The following is a 14,970-nucleotide window of genomic DNA, read 5'->3' as shown; positions in this document are numbered from 1 at the left end:
GCGCCTCATCGCCTTCGCTTCGATTCGAACACCCGCTGCAACAGGCAGAAGACGAAAAGCAGCGCGCCGATCACGATGCGCGTCCACCACGAGCTGAGCGTGCCGTCGAACATGATGAGCGTCTGGATGATGCCGAGGATCAGCACGCCGAAGAGCGTGCCCGCGACATAGCCCACGCCGCCCGTGAGCAGCGTGCCGCCGATCACCACGGCGGCGATGGCGTCGAGCTCCAGCCCCACCGCGTGCAGGCCATAGCCGGAGAGCATGTAGAAGGTGAACACCACGCCGGCCAGTGCCGAGCAGAAGCCGCTGAGCGTGTAGACGCCCACGATGGTGGAACGCACCGGCAGGCCCATCAGCGTGGCCGAGTATTCGCTGCCGCCCACGGCATACACGGTGCGGCCGAACTGCGTGTAGTGCGCAGTGAAGATCGCCGCCAGCACCACCACGATGGCGATCAGGCCGCTCAACGTGATCGAGGCCTCGCCCCACACTGGAAGCCGCCACTGCGAGATCGCGGTGTAGGTCGGGTGGGTGATGCTGATCGAATCGATGCTGATCAGATAGCACAGGCCCCGCGCGAGGAACATGCCGGCGAGCGTCACGATGAAGGGCTGCAAGCGGAAGCGCTCGATGAGGAAGCCCTGCAGCGCCCCGAAGGCGGTGCCCATCAGCAGCACCAGCGGCAGCACCACCACCGGGCTCCACTGGTGCTTCTCGACCAGCGAGGCCGACACCATCGTCGTGAGCGCGATCACCGAGCCCACCGAAAGGTCGATGCCGCCCGAGAGGATCACGAAGGTCATGCCCACCGCCACGATGCAGAGGAAGGCGTTGTCGATCAGCAGGTTCAGGAACACCTGCGACGAGAAGAAGCCGGTGTAGGCGACCGAGCCCGCGGTCGCCATTGCGAAGAAGAGCGCGATGGTGACGGTGAGGGGCAGGTACTTCGGGTCGAACTTCGGGCGGCGCAGCATGGCGCCCTGCCCTGTCGCGCCCAGGCCCGCGGCCATCGGTGACGCGCTCATGAACGGGCTCCCACCGGCGCGCGGAAGACGAGCCCGCGCACGGTCTGCCGGAATTCGGGCGACTGCAGCAACATCACGACGAACACCACCACCGCCTTGACGACGAGGTTGACTTCGGGCGGCACGCCCATGGAATAGATCGCATAGGTGAGCGTCTGGATGATGAGCGCGCCCAGCACGCTGCCGGCGAGGCTGAAGCGCCCGCCGTTGAGGGAGGTGCCGCCGAGGGTGACGGCGAGGATGGCATCGAGCTCCATCAACTGACCGGCGTTGTTGCCGTCGGCGCTCTTGACGTTGGAGCTGATGAGCAGCCCCGCCACGCCAGCGCAGAGGCCGCAGAAGGCGTAGGTCGAAAGCGTGATGAGCCGCGAGCGCACGCCGGCCACGCGCGCCGCCGCGGGGTTGATGCCCACCGCCTGGATGAAGAGGCCGAGCGCCGTGCGCGTGACCACCCACCACAGCAGTGCAAACACGGCTGCCACGATGAACAGCGAGAACGGAATGCCCAGCAGGTAGCCGCTACCGATGAAGAAATACGGTGCGTAATAGATGGTGATGATCTGCCCGTCGGTGATGAGCTGGGCAATGCCGCGCCCGGCCACCATCAGGATCAGCGTGGCGACGATGGGCTGCATCCCGACGCGGGCCACGAGCACACCGTTCCACAGGCCGCAGATGAGCGCGACGCCCAGCGCCGCGGCAATCGCGACCGGCATCGGGAAGCGGCTCACGTGCGTGGCCACGCCGTTCTGCACCACCAGCGCCCCGCCGATCATCCAGGCGGCGATGGCGGCGGCAATCGCCACCGTTGCGCCCACCGAGATGTCGATGCCGCGCGTGGCGATCACGAGCGTCATGCCCAGCGCCACCAGCATCAGCGGCGCGGCGCGGTTGAGGATGTCGATGAGGCTGCCGTAGAGGTGCCCGTCTCGCCACTCGAGGTGCAGGAAGCTCGGGTTGAACGCTGCGTTGAGAATCAGCAGCAGGAGCAGCGTGACGATGGGCCACGCCAGGCGGTGTTCGAAGAGCTTCTTCATGCGTCGGCCGCGATCAGGTGGTAGACGGCTTGCTCGCTGCTGCCGGCCGGCAGCTCGCCGACCTTGCGGCGGTCGCGCAGCACCGCGATGCGGTTGGAGACACGCACCACCTCGCTCATCTCCGACGAGATGAAGACGACGGCCATGCCGCCTTCGGCGAGCGCGAGGATCTCGTCCATGATTTCCTGCTTGGCGGCCACGTCGATGCCGCGCGTCGGCTCATCGAGGACCAAGAGTCGCGGCTCGGTGGCGAGCCAGCGCGCGAGCATCGCCTTCTGCTGGTTGCCGCCCGAGAGCAGGCCGATGGGCGTGTCGATGCTCGCGGTCTTGATGCCCAGGCGCTTCACGTAGCGCTCGGCCAGCTCGGCCTGCTGCTCGCGCGAGAGGAACTTGCCCATGCCGTGACGCGCCTGCAGTGCGAGTGCGATGTTTTCGCGCACCGAGAGTTCGGCCACGATGCCGTCGGCCTTGCGCTCTTCGGGGCAGAGGCCCAGGCCGTGGCGCACGGCATCCGCCGGTGTCTTGAACGCGACCGCCTGGCCGTCGACACGCAGCTCGCCGCTGTCGGCCGACGACAGGCCGAAGAGCAGGCGTGCGAGTTCCGTGCGGCCCGAGCCCAGCAGACCGCCGAGCCCGACCACCTCGCCGGCGTGCACGCTCAGGTCGACCGGCTGCAGCTGGCCGCGTTCGCCCAGGCCCTTCATCTCCAGCACCGGCACCGCACCCGCCGGCACCGGCCGCGCTTGCGCCTGCCCCTGGCTGGCCGCCAGCTCGCGGCCGACCATCGCGGTGATCAGTGCCGTCGGCCCCAGCATCGCGGCCTGGTACTCGCCCACCAACTCGCCGTTGCGCAGCACGGTGATGCGGTCGGAGATCGCGTAGACCTGCTCCAGGAAATGCGTGACGAAGAGGATGGCCATGCCCTCGCCGCGCAGGCGGCGCAGCACGTCGAAGAGGCGCGCCACTTCGTCTTCGTCGAGGCTGGAAGTCGGCTCGTCGAGGATCAGCACCTTGGCCGACACGCTCAAGGCGCGGGCGATGGCCACCATCTGCTGCACGGCGACCGCATAGCTGTCGAGCCGGCGGGTCACGTCGATGCGGATGTTGAGCTTGGCGAGCCACTCCTCGGCCTGCCGGTTCATGCCGGCCCAGTCGATGCGCCAGGCGCCGATCGGGCCCTTGCGCGGGTAGCGGCCGGCGAAGATGTTTTCCGCGACCGAGAGGTTCGGGCAGAGGTTCACCTCCTGGTAGACCGTGCTGATGCCCAACGCCTGCGCGTCTTGCGGCGAAGCGGGCGCGATGGCCTGACCGCCGAGCAGCATCTCGCCGCCATCGGCCGGGAACACGCCCGTCAGCACCTTGATGAGGGTGGACTTGCCGGCGCCGTTCTGCCCCATCAGGGCATGCACTTCGCCAGGGAAGAGGCGCAGGCCGACGTCGTGCAGGGCCCGCACGCCGGAGAACTGCTTGGATACGCCACTCAGCCGCAGCAGCGGCTGCGGGCAATCGTCGTGGGGGTGCTCTCGATAGACCATGGGAGTGACGTCAGGCTTTGTTCTTGTTGTACACGTCGATGAACACCGCCGCCAACAGCACCAACCCCTTGATGACCTGCTGGTAGTCGATGCCGATGCCCATGATGGACATGCCGTTGTTCATCACGCCCATGATGAAGGCGCCAATCACCGCGCCCATCACCTTGCCCACGCCACCCGAGGCCGAGGCGCCGCCGATGAAGCAGGCGGCGATCACGTCGAGCTCGAAGCCGAGGCCGGCCTTGGGCGTGGCGGTGTTGAGGCGCGCGGCGAACACCAGGCCGGCGAGAGCGGCCAGCACGCCCATGTTGGCAAAGGCGAAAAGCGTGAGCCGCTCGGTCTTGATGCCCGACAGGCGCGTGGCCTTCTCGTTGCCGCCGAGCGCGTAGATGCGGCGGCCGAGCGTGGTGCGGTGGGTGACGAAGTCGTAGGCCAGCATCAGCACGACCATCACGATCAGCACGTTGGGCAGGCCCTTGTACGAGGCCATGAGCCAGCTGAACGCCACGATGGCGGCCGAGAACACCAGTGTCTTGCCGAGGAAGAACGGGTACGGCTCTTCATCCATGCCGTGCTTCGCCTGGTGCTGGCGCGCGCGCATCTGCACGGCAAACCAGATCACCGCGGCGATCACGCCGATCACGAGCGAGGTGAGGCGCATGCCCTCATCGGTGAAGACTTCGGGAATGAAGCCGGAACTCAGGCGCTGGAAGGCCACCGGAAACGGCCCGACCGACATGCCGCCGAGCAGCGCGAGCGACAGGCCCTTGAAAACCAGCATGCCCGCCAGCGTGACGATGAACGACGGGATGCGGCGGTAGGCCACGCACCAGCCCTGCGCCGCGCCGATCAGGCCGCCGGCGACCAGGCAGGCGATGGTGGTGGGCACCGGGTGCCAGCCCATCTGCACCATCAACACCGCGGCGAGCGCGCCGATGAAGCCGCACACCGAGCCGACGGAAAGATCGATGTGCCCGGCCACGATCACGAGCAGCATGCCCAGCGCCATGATGACGATGTAGCTGTTCTGCAGGACGAGGTTGGTGAGGTTCAGGGGCCGCAGCAGTGTGCCGTCGGTCAGCACCTGGAACAGGCCCATGATGACCACGAGCGACAGCAACATGCCGTACTCGCGCATGTTGGCCTTGAGAAAGTTGCCGCGCTCCTGGCGGGCGGCGGGAATCGTGGTGGGGGCCACGCTGCTCATGCGGCGACCTCTTCTGCTTGGTGGATGGCGCTGCCCGACTTCACGATGGCGCGCATGATCTTTTCTTGAGACGCTTCGGCCGAGGTGAACTCGGCCACGAAGCGACCTTCGTTCATCACATAGATGCGGTCGCACATGCCGAGCAACTCGGGCATCTCCGACGAGATCATCAGGATGCATTTGCCTTCTTCGGCCAGCCGGGCCATCAGGCTGTAGATCTCGAACTTGGCGCCGACATCGATGCCGCGGGTGGGCTCGTCGAGGATCAGCAGCTCGGGCTCGGCGAAGAGCCATTTGCTCAGCACGACCTTCTGCTGGTTGCCGCCCGAGAGATCCACGACGGCCTGGTGCACGCCGGAGCTGCGGATGTTGAGCTTGCGGCGGTAGTCCACCGCCACCGTGTGCTCGCGGCCACCGTCGATCACGCCGCGCTTCGACACCGCGCGCAGGTTGGCGAGCGTGATGTTGCGGCGGATGTCGTCGTGCAGCACCAGCCCCAGGCCCTTGCGGTCTTCGGTGACGTAGGCAATGCCCTGGGCGATGGCACGGTCGATGGTGCTGGTGTCGATGGGGCGGCCATTCTTCAGCACCTCGCCGCTGATGCGCTGGCCGTAGGCGCGGCCGAAGAGGCTCATCGCCAGCTCCGTGCGGCCGGCGCCCATCAGGCCGGCGATGCCGACGATCTCGCCACGGCGCACCGTGAGGTTCACGCCCTTCACCACTTCGCGGTTGGCGTGCAGCGGGTGGTGCACATGCCAGTCGCGCAGCTCGAACACCACGTCGCCCGGGTTGGGTGTGCGCTTGGGGTAGCGGTCGGCCATCTCGCGGCCGACCATCAAGCGGATGATGTGGTCTTCGCTCGCCGGCTGCTCGCGGCAGTCGAGCGTCTCGACGGTGCTGCCATCGCGCAGCACAGTGATCGAGTCGGCCACCTTGGCGATCTCGTTGAGCTTGTGCGAGATCAGGATCGACGAGATGCCCTGCCCTTTCAGTTGCAGCAAGAGTTCGAGCAGCGCTTCGCTGTCGCTCTCGTTGAGGCTGGCGGTGGGCTCGTCGAGGATGAGCAGCTTCACCTCTTTCGCGAGCGCCTTGGCGATCTCGATCAGCTGCTGCTTGCCCACGCCCAGGTGCGTGACCAGCGTGGACGGCGACTCGTTGAGCCCGACCTTCGCCAGCAGCTCGCGCGTGCGGCGGTGCGCCTCGCCCCAGTCGATCACGCCGTGGCGCGCGGGCTCGTTGCCGAGGAAGAGGTTCTCGGCGATGGACAGGAGCGGCACCAGCGCCAGCTCCTGGTGAATGATGATGATGCCGAGCTTCTCGCTGTCGGCGATGCTCTTGAAGCGACGCAGCTCGCCCTGGAAGTGGATCTCGCCGCTGCAGGTGTCGCACGGGTACACGCCGCTCAGCACCTTCATCAGCGTCGACTTGCCGGCGCCGTTTTCACCGACGACGGCGTGGATCTCCCCCTGGCGCACCGCGAGGTTGACGTTGCTGAGCGCGTTCACCCCCGGGAAGGTCTTGGTGATGCCGCGCATCTCGAGGATGTTCATGGCCTGGAGGTCAAAAAAGAGCCTGCGCGGACGAATCGGGGTCGAACGCAGGCTCAAGCCGCTTGAACGCTTACTTGACCTGGGACTCGGTGTAGTAGCCGCTGCCCACGAGCACCGGCTTCCAGTTGGACGCGTCCACGCTCACCGGCTTCAGCAGGTAAGAGGGCACGACCTTCACGCCGTTGTTGTAGGTCTTGGTGTCATTGATCTGCGGCTGCTTGCCGGCGAGCACTGCGTCGACGAGATCGACCGTGACCTTGGCGAGCTCACGCGTGTCCTTGAACACCGTGGAGTACTGCTCACCCGCCAGCATCGACTTGACCGAGGGCAGCTCGGCGTCCTGCCCGCTCACCACCGGGAAGGGCTGCTTCGGCGTGCCGTAGCCCACACCCTTCAGCGACGACAGGATGCCGATGGAGAGGCCGTCATACGGGCTCAGCACCGCGTCGACGCGCGCATTGGTGTAGTAGGCCGACAGCAGGTTGTCCATGCGGGCCTGGGCCACGGCGCCGTCCCAGCGCAGCGTGCCGACCTTGTCCATGCCCATCTGCTTGCTGCGCACCACGAGCTTGCCGCTCTTGATGTAGGGGTCGAGCACCGACATTGCGCCGTTGTAGAAGAAGAAGGCGTTGTTGTCGTCGGGCGAGCCGCCGAAGAGCTCGATGTTGAACGGGCCCTTGCCCTGCTTCAGGCCGAGCTTGTCGACGATGGAATTCGCCTGCAGCACGCCGACCTGGAAGTTGTCGAAGGTGGTGTAGTAGTCGACATTCTTCGAGCCGCGGATGAGGCGGTCGTAGGCGATGACCTTCACGCCCTTGTCGGCCGCCTTCTGCAGTGCATCGGACAGCGTCGTGCCGTCGATGGCCGCGATCACGAGGACCTTCGAGCCCTTGGTGATCATGTTCTCGACCTGGGCGAGCTGGTTGGGGATGTCGTCGTCGGCGTACTGCAGGTCGGTCTTGTAGCCCTTGGCCTGGAAGTACTTGACCATGCTCTGGCCGTCGCTGATCCAGCGCGACGACGACTTGGTGGGCATCGAGATGCCGACGAGGCCCTTCTCCTGGGCCTGTGCGATGGGCATCCACGCGACGAGGCCGGTGGCCAGCGCCGCGACGATGAGGCGTCGAATCTTTTGCATGCTGTCTGTCTCCTTCTTGTGGGGATGCAGCGGGCCACCCGGAGCGTTGCGTGTGGCAACCCCCGGGTGCAGCCCGCCATCGGTTCAGCGCATCAGTACTTGCGCTTGGGGAATTCCTTGGCGGCCACTTCCATCGGGAAGACGCCTTCCTCGGTGACGATGCGCTTGGGGATCTGCTTGCCGGCGACCAGGTCCTTCACCGCGGCCATCAGCTGCGGGCCGAGCAGCGGGCTGCACTCGACCGACACGTTCAGCTTGCCGGCGATCATGGCTTCGAAGGCGCCCTTCACGGCGTCGATCGAGATGATGATGATGTCCTTCGCGGGCTTGAGGCCGGCTTCTTCGATCGCCTGGATGGCGCCGATGGCCATGTCGTCGTTGTGCGCGTAGAGCACGTTGATCTTCTTGCCCTCGGCCTTCAGGAAGGCTTCCATCACTTCCTTGCCCTTGGCACGGGTGAAGTCGCCGGTCTGCGAGCGGATGATCTTGAACTTCGGGTCGGCCTTGACGATCTCCTCGAAGCCCTTCTTGCGGTCGATCGCAGGTGCCGAGCCCACGGTGCCTTGCAGCTCGACGATGTTGACGGTGCCGCTCTGGCCCTTCATCTTCTCCACCAGCCAGCGGCCGGCGCGGCGGCCTTCTTCCACGAAGTCGGAGCCCATGAAGCTGACCCACAGGCTGTCGTCCTTCTCGTCGACGGCGCGGTCGGACAGGATCACCGGGATCTTCGCGGCCTTGGCCTCGCGCAGCACCGTGCCCCAGCCCGACTCGACCACCGGCGAGAAGGCGATCACGTCGACCTTCTGTGCGATGAAGCTGCGGATGGCCTTGATCTGGTTCTCCTGCTTCTGCTGCGCGTCGGAGAACTTGAGCTCGATGCCGGCTTCCTTGGCCGACGACTTGATCGACTCGGTGTTGGCGGTGCGCCATTCGCTTTCAGCCCCGATCTGGCTGAAGCCCAGCACGATCTTCTTCTGGGCGAAAGCGGTGGGCAGCAGGCCGGCCAGCGGTGCGGCGGTGGCGGCTGCGATCAGGGTGCGTCGTTGCAGTTTCATGTTGTCTCCTCGTGGGGATGTCTTGGTGGAATGTTCGGCGGAACGAAGCGGCGTTTTGTCGAAGTGAAGGTCTTTCGTCGAAGACCTTCTGTTGTGTGAACTGCTCGGGAAACCTTTCAAGCGAACGTGTAGGCCGTCTTCACGGTCGTGTAGAACTCGGCGGCGTAGCGGCCCTGCTCGCGCGGGCCGTAGCTCGAACCTTTGCGCCCGCCGAAGGGCACGTGGTAGTCGACCCCCGCGGTGGGCAGATTGACCATCACCATGCCGACCTGGGCGTGGCGCTTGAAGTGCGTGGCGCGCTTGAGCGAAGTGGTGCAGATGCCGGCACACAGGCCGAAGGGCGTGTCGTTGGCGAGTGCCAGCGCGTGTTCGTAGTCGTCGGCGCGCAGCACGGCGGCCACCGGGCCGAAGATCTCTTCGCGGGCGATGCGGTGCTGCGGCTGTGCGAGAAAGAGCGCCGGGCTCATGTAGTGGCCGCGGGTGTCGCGCTCGATCACGTCACCGCCCCAGATGTGCTCGGCGCCTTCGGTGCGGCCGAGCTCCACGTACGACAGGTTCTGCGCCAGTTGGTCGCTGCTGACCACGGGGCCGATCTCGGTTTCGCGCTTCAGGGCATGGCCCACGCGCAGCGCTTTCACACGATCGCGCAGGCGGCTCACGAAGGCGTCGTGCACCCCGGCTTCGACGATCAGGCGGCTCGACGCGGTACAGCGCTGGCCGGTGGAGAAGTAGGAGCCTTGCACGGCGACTTCGACCGCCTGCTCGAGGTCGGCATCGTTGAGCACGACGAGCGGGTTCTTGCCGCCCATCTCGAGCTGCACCTTCGCGCGCCGTGCGGCGGTGGCTTTCAGCACCTGCTCGCCCACGCCCACCGAGCCGGTGAAGCTCACCGCGTCGACGAGCGTGCTGTCGAGCAGCGCCTGGCCGACCTGGCGCCCACTGCCCATCACGAGGTTGAACACGCCCGCCGGCAGGTTGGCGCGGCTGATGATCTCGGCGAGCGACCAGGCGCAGGCCGTCACGATCTCGGCGGGCTTGAAGACAACCGCGTTGCCGTAGGCCAGAGCCGGCGCGATCTTCCACGCCGGGATGGCAAGCGGGAAGTTCCACGGCGCGATGATGCCGACCACGCCGACCGGCTCGCGGCTCATTTCCACATCGACGCCGGGTCGCACCGAGGCCACCTTCTCGCCGCCGATGCGCAAGGCTTCACCGGCGAAGAACTTGAAGATGTTGCCGGCTCGTACCGTCTCGCCGATCGCCTCGGGCAAGGTCTTGCCCTCTTCACGGGCCAGCAGTTCGCCGAGCTCGTCTTTCCTCGCAATGATTTCGCTGCCGATCTGGTCGAGCGCATCGGCGCGGCGCTGCGGCGTGCTCTGACCCCAGGCGCTGCGCGCATCGGCCGCGGCACGGATGGCCGACTGCGTCTGGCTCGCATCGGCGCGGCTGTATTCGCCCACCACGTCGGAGAGGTCCGACGGGTTTTCGCTGATGCCGGTGGTGACGCCGTTTTCCCAGCGCCCGTTGATGTAGTTCTTGAAGGTTTGCTGCGACATGAGCGGCTCAGAGGGGTTTCACGCCACCGAAGGCGAAGCCACGTTCGGCGAGTGCCAACGGGTTGATGAGCGGTGCGCCGAACTCGGGCAGCTCGATCTCGAAACGGTCGCCGGGCTGCACGCGGATGTTGTCGGCGAAGCTCAGCGTGGCGGTGCCGAAGAAGTGGAGGTGCAGGTCGCCCGGGCGGCGGTGCTCGGCGTATTTGAAGTGGTGGTACTCCAGGTTGGCGATGCTGTGGCTCATGTTGGCCTCGCCGGTCTGGAAGGGCTTCTCCCACACCACCTGCCCGTCACGGCGGATGCGGCTCGTGCCGGAGAGGCTCGCCGGCAAGGGGCCCGTGCGCAGCTCGGGGCCGATGGCGCAGGCGCGCAGCTTCGAGTGGGCGAGGTAGAGGTAGTTCTGGCGCTCGGTCACGTGGTCGGAGAACTCATTGCCGATGGCAAAGCCCAGTCGGCGCGGCTGGCCGTCGGCATCGATCAGGTAGAGGCCGACCAGTTCGGGCTCTTCGCCGCCGTCGAGCGCGAAGTCGGGCATGGTGAGCGGTGCGCCGGGTGCGGCGACGATGTGGCCCGTGCCCTTGTAGAACCACTCGGGCTGCACGCCGGCGCCTTCGGCCGGCTTGCCGCCGTCGAGGCCCCACTTGAACATGCGCATCGAGTCCGACAGGGTCTCTTCGCCACCGGCGAGCTTGTGGTGCATTGCGTCGCGCGCGGCGGCGCTGCCCAAGTGCGTGAGGCCGGTGCCGCTCACCAGGCAGTGGGCCGGGTCGGGGTGTGTCACGGGCGGCAGCAGGCGGCTCTCTTGTTGGAGCAGCGCGTAGGGCAGCACGGCGCCCGGGGTGTCGCGGGTCTCGGCGAACGCTTCCAGCCCCATGCCACGCGACAGTGCCGCTTCGGCCAGCGCATGGCAGCTGCGGAACCCGCCGACGCGGCGCACGCCGTCGGCGGTGACGCGGCCCACGCTGCAGGCGCCGTCGTCATCGATGAACTGAATGAGTCTCATGGGGCTGGGCTTCCAAAGGTGCCGCATGGTACGAAGCCGACAGATAACTTCCCAATAGATATTTGCCGGCAATCGATATACGATTTCTTATCAATGAAAACCCGAATCCCCGTTTCATGACGACGAACTACACGCACTGGTTCATCCGCGCCCGGCTCAAGACCCGCCAGCTGTTGCTGCTGGTGGCCCTGGCGGAAGAGGGCAACATCCACCGCGCGGCCCAGGTGCTCAACATGACGCAGCCTGCCGCGTCGAAGCTCCTGAAAGACCTGGAGGACGTGCTCGAGGTGCCGCTCTTCGAGCGCCTGCCGCGAGGCATGCGGCCCACCTGGTACGGGGAAACGATGATTCGCCACGCCCGCGTGGCGCTGGCAAGCCTCAACCAGGCGCATGACGAGCTCACCGCGCTGAAGGCCGGCCGATTCGGCCAGGTGAGCGTGGGGGCGATCACCTCGCCCGGCCTCGCGTTGCTGCCGCCGGCCGTGGCGCTCGTGAAGCAGGAGCACCCGAGCCTCAACGTGTCATTGCAGATCGAGACCAGCGATGTGCTGATGGAGCGGCTCTCGCACGGCAAGCTCGACATGCTGGTGTCGCGCCTCTTCGCCAACCATGACAAAAGCGACCTGCGCTACGAGGTGCTGGCCGAAGAGCCGGTGGCCGCCATCACACGGCCCGGCCACCCGCTGCTCAACGTGTCGCAGCTCGGCCTGCGCGACGTGGTGAGCGCGGGCTGGATCGTGTCGCCCACGGGCAGCGTGCTGCGCCACCGCTTCGAGCTGATGTTCCAGGAAGAAGGCCTCGAGCCGCCGGTCAACATCATCGAGACGAGCGCCCTGCTCTTCATCACCAAGATGCTGCAGCAGAGCGACATGATCGCGGTGGTGGCGAGCGACGTGGCGCGCTATTACGCCTCGCACGGCATCGTGTCGATCCTGCCGATCGACCTGCCCTGCCACATGGATGCGTTCGGGCTGATCACCCGCACTGACAAGCTCCTGTCGCCGGCGGCGAAGGTGATGTTGAAGGCGCTGAAGAGCACGGCCGTCACGGTGTACGGCACGCGCTTCGAGCCTACTGTGGATGACCTGGACTGAGCGGGCCGAGCGCCGGGCCGCCCCCCAAGCCGGCCCGCTTCCCCTCGGGGGATCGGCCGCGTACCCGCGGCCGAGGGGCCGTCATCAGGTCCAGCCGCCATCCACCGTGAACTCCTGCGCCGTGCACATCGCCGCGTCATCGGAGGCCAGGAACAGCACCATGCTCGCGATGTGCTCCGGCAGCAGCTTGTCGGGGAGGCACTGGTTGCGCGCGATCTCCTTTTCGCCTTCCGCGTCGAGCCACATCGTGACCTGCCGCTCGGTCATCACCCACCCCGGCGTCACCGTGTTGACGCGGATGCGATGCTGGCCCAGGCCCGACGCAAAGCCGCGCGTGAGCCCGTCGACCGACGACTTCGACACCGCGTAGCACGGGTAGTCGCTGTTCTTCGTCTGCCAGCCGATGGACCCGAGGTTGACGATGGAGCCGAAGCCCAGCCGCTTCATGCCGGGCACCACCGACTGGATGGCGAACATCGCCGGGCGCTGGTTGATGGCGATGCGGTTGTCGTAGTACTCGGGGGTGATCTCTTCCAGCGTGTGGCGGTCGTCGCTCGCCACGTTGTTCACGAGCACGGCGAAGTCGCCCAGCGCCTTCGCCGCATCGGCGATCGCCGCCTGCAGCGCCGGGATGTCGCGCACGTCGCAGCGGCGCCACCAGAGCGACTCGGTGCCGAGCTTCTGCGCGAGCGCGCGACTCGAGGCTTCGTCGATGTCGACGAAGGCCACGCGCGCACCCTGCGCAACGAAGGCCTCGACCATCGCCGCGCCGATCCCGCTGCCGCCACCGGTGATGAACACGGTGCGGCCCTGCAGGCTGGGATAGGTGGCGAGTTGAGAGGGGGAAGGCATGCGATCTCCTGATGTATTGCAATCTATATATGTCATGAGTTCTTTTCTTTATTTTTCTATTATCAATGTGCCTTGTTAGCATCCGCCGCGTCAAGCGCCATCGCGCCCCAGCGACATAAAAGCACCGAGGACGACAACGAATGGATTCGAAGAAGAAGCCCGACGACAAGCCTGTGCGCCGCAGTCAGGCCTGGTTCGGCAAGCAGGACCGCGATGGCTTCATGCACCGCAGCTGGCTCAAGAACCAGGGTTACCCGCACGATCTGCTCGATGGCCGCCCGGTCATCGGCATCTGCAACACCTGGAGCGAGCTGACCCCCTGCAACGGCCACTTCCGCGACTTGGCGGAGTTCGTCAAACGCGGCGTGTACGAGGCAGGAGGCTTCCCGCTCGAATTCCCGGTGATGTCGCTCGGCGAAACGCAGATGCGGCCCACCGCGATGCTCTTCCGCAACCTGGCCAGCATGGACGTGGAAGAGTCGATCCGCGGCAACCCGATCGACGGCGTCGTGCTGCTGATGGGCTGCGACAAGACCACCCCGTCTCTGATGATGGGTGCGGCCAGCTGCGACCTGCCGACGATCGGCCTCTCGGGCGGCCCCATGCTCAACGGCAAGTTCCGCGGCCGCGACGTCGGCTCGGGCACCGGCGTGTGGCAGATGAGCGAGATGGTGCGCGCCGGCGAAATGACGATGGAGGAGTTCACCGCCGCCGAGTCGTGCATGCACCGCTCCAGCGGCACCTGCATGACGATGGGCACGGCGTCGACGATGGCGAGCATGGTCGAGGCGCTGGGCATGTCCTTGCCCGAGAACGCAGCCATCCCCGCGGTCGACACGCGCCGCCACCGCCTCGCGCAACTCACCGGCCGGCGCATCGTCGAGATGGTGAAAGAGGATCTGCGCATGTCGAAGATCCTCACACGCCAGGCCTTCGAGAACGCGATCCGCACCAACGCGGCCATCGGTGGCTCGACCAACGCGGTGGTGCACCTGCTGGCGATTGCCGGCCGCATGGGCATCCCGCTCACGCTGGAAGACTTCGACAAGCTCGGCGCCGAGATGCCCTGCATCCTGAACCTGCAGCCCTCGGGCAAGTACCTGATGGAAGACTTCTTCTATGCAGGCGGCCTGCCGGCGGTGCTGCGCGAGATCGCCTCGCGCCTGCACCTCGATGCCCCCACGGTCAACGGCAAGACGCTCGGCGAGAACATCGCCAACGCCGCCTGCTACGACCGTGAAGTCATCAAGACCCCCGAAGAGCCCTTCATGGCCGACGCCGGCATCGCGGTGCTGCGTGGCAACCTCGCACCCAACGGCGCGGTGATCAAGCCTTCGGCCGCCTCGGCCCATCTGCTGAAGCACCGCGGCCGCGCAGTGGTGTTCGAGAACATCGAAGACTTCCACGCCCGCATCGACGACCCCGAGCTCGACGTCGACGAGCACTGCGTGATGGTGCTCAAGAACTGCGGCCCGCGTGGCTACCCCGGCATGGCCGAGGTGGGCAACATGCCGCTGCCGCCGAAGGTGCTGCAGAAGGGCATCACCGACATGGTCCGCATCAGCGACGGCCGCATGAGCGGCACCGCCTACGGCACCGTGGTGCTGCACACCTCGCCCGAAGCGGCGGCCGGCGGCACGCTCGCACTCGTGAAGAACGGCGACATCATCGAACTCGACGTGGCCGCGCGGCGCCTGCACCTCGAAGTCTCCGACGAGGAGCTGGCCCGCCGCCGCGCCGACTGGCAGGCGCCCGACGTGCCGAAACGCGGCTGGTACAAGCTCTACGTCGAGCACGTGCAGCAGGCGCACCTGGGGGCCGACCTCGATTTCCTGGTGGGCAGCAGCGGCGCAGCGGTGCCCCGGGAATCGCACTGAGGAACAAAGCGGTTACGGCGCGAGCCTCCACAATCGCG

12 protein-coding genes are annotated in these 14,970 nt (G+C 66.5%); 2 read left to right on the top strand and 10 right to left on the bottom strand.

What is annotated here, in order from left to right; translation table 11 throughout:
• Positions 1 to 5 precede the first annotated feature (5 nt).
• The 9 genes from yjfF to araD1 form a co-directional block, all read right to left on the bottom strand.
• Positions 6 to 1,028 (bottom strand): galactofuranose ABC transporter, permease protein YjfF, encoded by a 1,023-nt coding sequence (gene yjfF / locus RXV79_RS09860; RefSeq protein WP_413816675.1) that lies wholly within the window; start codon positions 1,026 to 1,028, stop codon positions 6 to 8.
• Positions 1,025 to 2,065, bottom strand: coding sequence for an ABC transporter permease (locus tag RXV79_RS09855; protein ID WP_316703254.1), 1,041 nt, complete (start codon positions 2,063 to 2,065; stop codon positions 1,025 to 1,027). Before RXV79_RS09855 ends, yjfF begins: the two co-directional genes overlap by 4 nt.
• Positions 2,062 to 3,600, bottom strand: coding sequence for a sugar ABC transporter ATP-binding protein (locus RXV79_RS09850; protein ID WP_316703253.1), 1,539 nt, complete (start codon positions 3,598 to 3,600; stop codon positions 2,062 to 2,064). Before RXV79_RS09850 ends, RXV79_RS09855 begins: the two co-directional genes overlap by 4 nt.
• 10 nt (positions 3,601 to 3,610) lie before the next feature.
• Positions 3,611 to 4,807: a multiple monosaccharide ABC transporter permease gene (gene mmsB, locus RXV79_RS09845; protein WP_316703252.1), complete on the bottom strand. Its 1,197-nt coding sequence runs from the start codon at positions 4,805 to 4,807 to the stop codon at positions 3,611 to 3,613.
• On the bottom strand, positions 4,804 to 6,357 hold the full coding sequence (gene mmsA / locus RXV79_RS09840) for a multiple monosaccharide ABC transporter ATP-binding protein (RefSeq protein ID WP_316703251.1): 1,554 nt from the start codon (positions 6,355 to 6,357) through the stop codon (positions 4,804 to 4,806). Before mmsA ends, mmsB begins: the two co-directional genes overlap by 4 nt.
• Positions 6,358 to 6,427: 70 nt before the next feature.
• On the bottom strand, positions 6,428 to 7,495 hold the full coding sequence (chvE, locus tag RXV79_RS09835) for a multiple monosaccharide ABC transporter substrate-binding protein (protein WP_316703250.1): 1,068 nt from the start codon (positions 7,493 to 7,495) through the stop codon (positions 6,428 to 6,430).
• A 92-nt stretch (positions 7,496 to 7,587) separates the two neighbouring features.
• Positions 7,588 to 8,550, bottom strand: a complete 963-nt coding sequence (locus tag RXV79_RS09830) for an ABC transporter substrate-binding protein (RefSeq protein ID WP_316703249.1) — start codon at positions 8,548 to 8,550, stop codon at positions 7,588 to 7,590.
• Between the two features lie 116 nt (positions 8,551 to 8,666).
• Entirely contained in the window at positions 8,667 to 10,106 is a 1,440-nt protein-coding gene (locus RXV79_RS09825; protein ID WP_316703248.1) for an aldehyde dehydrogenase family protein, read from the bottom strand.
• 7 nt (positions 10,107 to 10,113) lie between these two features.
• Positions 10,114 to 11,109 (bottom strand): AraD1 family protein, encoded by a 996-nt coding sequence (gene araD1 / locus RXV79_RS09820; protein ID WP_316703247.1) that lies wholly within the window; start codon positions 11,107 to 11,109, stop codon positions 10,114 to 10,116.
• Positions 11,110 to 11,225: 116 nt separating this feature from the next.
• Here araD1 and RXV79_RS09815 point away from each other — a divergent pair, with 116 nt between their 5' ends.
• Positions 11,226 to 12,203, top strand: a complete 978-nt coding sequence (locus tag RXV79_RS09815; protein ID WP_316703246.1) for a LysR family transcriptional regulator — start codon at positions 11,226 to 11,228, stop codon at positions 12,201 to 12,203.
• A gap of 84 nt (positions 12,204 to 12,287) precedes the next feature.
• Here RXV79_RS09815 and RXV79_RS09810 read toward each other — a convergent pair whose 3' ends face one another.
• A complete protein-coding gene (locus RXV79_RS09810; RefSeq protein WP_316703245.1) occupies positions 12,288 to 13,055 on the bottom strand; it encodes an SDR family NAD(P)-dependent oxidoreductase in 768 nt (255 codons plus the stop codon).
• A 140-nt stretch (positions 13,056 to 13,195) separates the two neighbouring features.
• Here RXV79_RS09810 and RXV79_RS09805 point away from each other — a divergent pair, with 140 nt between their 5' ends.
• Positions 13,196 to 14,932, top strand: coding sequence for an IlvD/Edd family dehydratase (locus RXV79_RS09805; RefSeq protein ID WP_316703244.1), 1,737 nt, complete (start codon positions 13,196 to 13,198; stop codon positions 14,930 to 14,932).
• The last annotated feature ends 38 nt before the right edge of the window (positions 14,933 to 14,970 follow it).

The organism is Piscinibacter gummiphilus, from assembly GCF_032681285.1.
Lineage (GTDB): Bacteria > Pseudomonadota > Gammaproteobacteria > Burkholderiales > Burkholderiaceae_C > Rhizobacter > Rhizobacter gummiphilus_A.
The sequence above is the reverse complement of the archived record's forward strand: the minus strand, read 5'-3'. Positions and strand labels throughout refer to the sequence as shown.

Bases quoted from the DNA above. Each gene is read 5' to 3' on its own strand.
- RXV79_RS09825 (WP_316703248.1), bottom strand. From the start codon at position 10,106: ATGTCGCAGCAAACCTTCAAGAACTACATCAACGGGCGCTGGGAAAAC.
- RXV79_RS09830 (WP_316703249.1), bottom strand. From the start codon at position 8,550: ATGAAACTGCAACGACGCACCCTGATCGCAGCCGCCACCGCCGCACCG.
- araD1 (WP_316703247.1), bottom strand. From the start codon at position 11,109: ATGAGACTCATTCAGTTCATCGATGACGACGGCGCCTGCAGCGTGGGC.
- chvE (WP_316703250.1), bottom strand. From the start codon at position 7,495: ATGCAAAAGATTCGACGCCTCATCGTCGCGGCGCTGGCCACCGGCCTC.
- RXV79_RS09850 (WP_316703253.1), bottom strand. From the start codon at position 3,600: ATGGTCTATCGAGAGCACCCCCACGACGATTGCCCGCAGCCGCTGCTG.
- RXV79_RS09815 (WP_316703246.1), top strand. From the start codon at position 11,226: ATGACGACGAACTACACGCACTGGTTCATCCGCGCCCGGCTCAAGACC.
- RXV79_RS09810 (WP_316703245.1), bottom strand. From the start codon at position 13,055: ATGCCTTCCCCCTCTCAACTCGCCACCTATCCCAGCCTGCAGGGCCGC.
- yjfF (WP_413816675.1), bottom strand. From the start codon at position 1,028: ATGAGCGCGTCACCGATGGCCGCGGGCCTGGGCGCGACAGGGCAGGGC.
- RXV79_RS09805 (WP_316703244.1), top strand. From the start codon at position 13,196: ATGGATTCGAAGAAGAAGCCCGACGACAAGCCTGTGCGCCGCAGTCAG.
- RXV79_RS09855 (WP_316703254.1), bottom strand. From the start codon at position 2,065: ATGAAGAAGCTCTTCGAACACCGCCTGGCGTGGCCCATCGTCACGCTG.
- mmsB (WP_316703252.1), bottom strand. From the start codon at position 4,807: ATGAGCAGCGTGGCCCCCACCACGATTCCCGCCGCCCGCCAGGAGCGC.
- mmsA (WP_316703251.1), bottom strand. From the start codon at position 6,357: ATGAACATCCTCGAGATGCGCGGCATCACCAAGACCTTCCCGGGGGTG.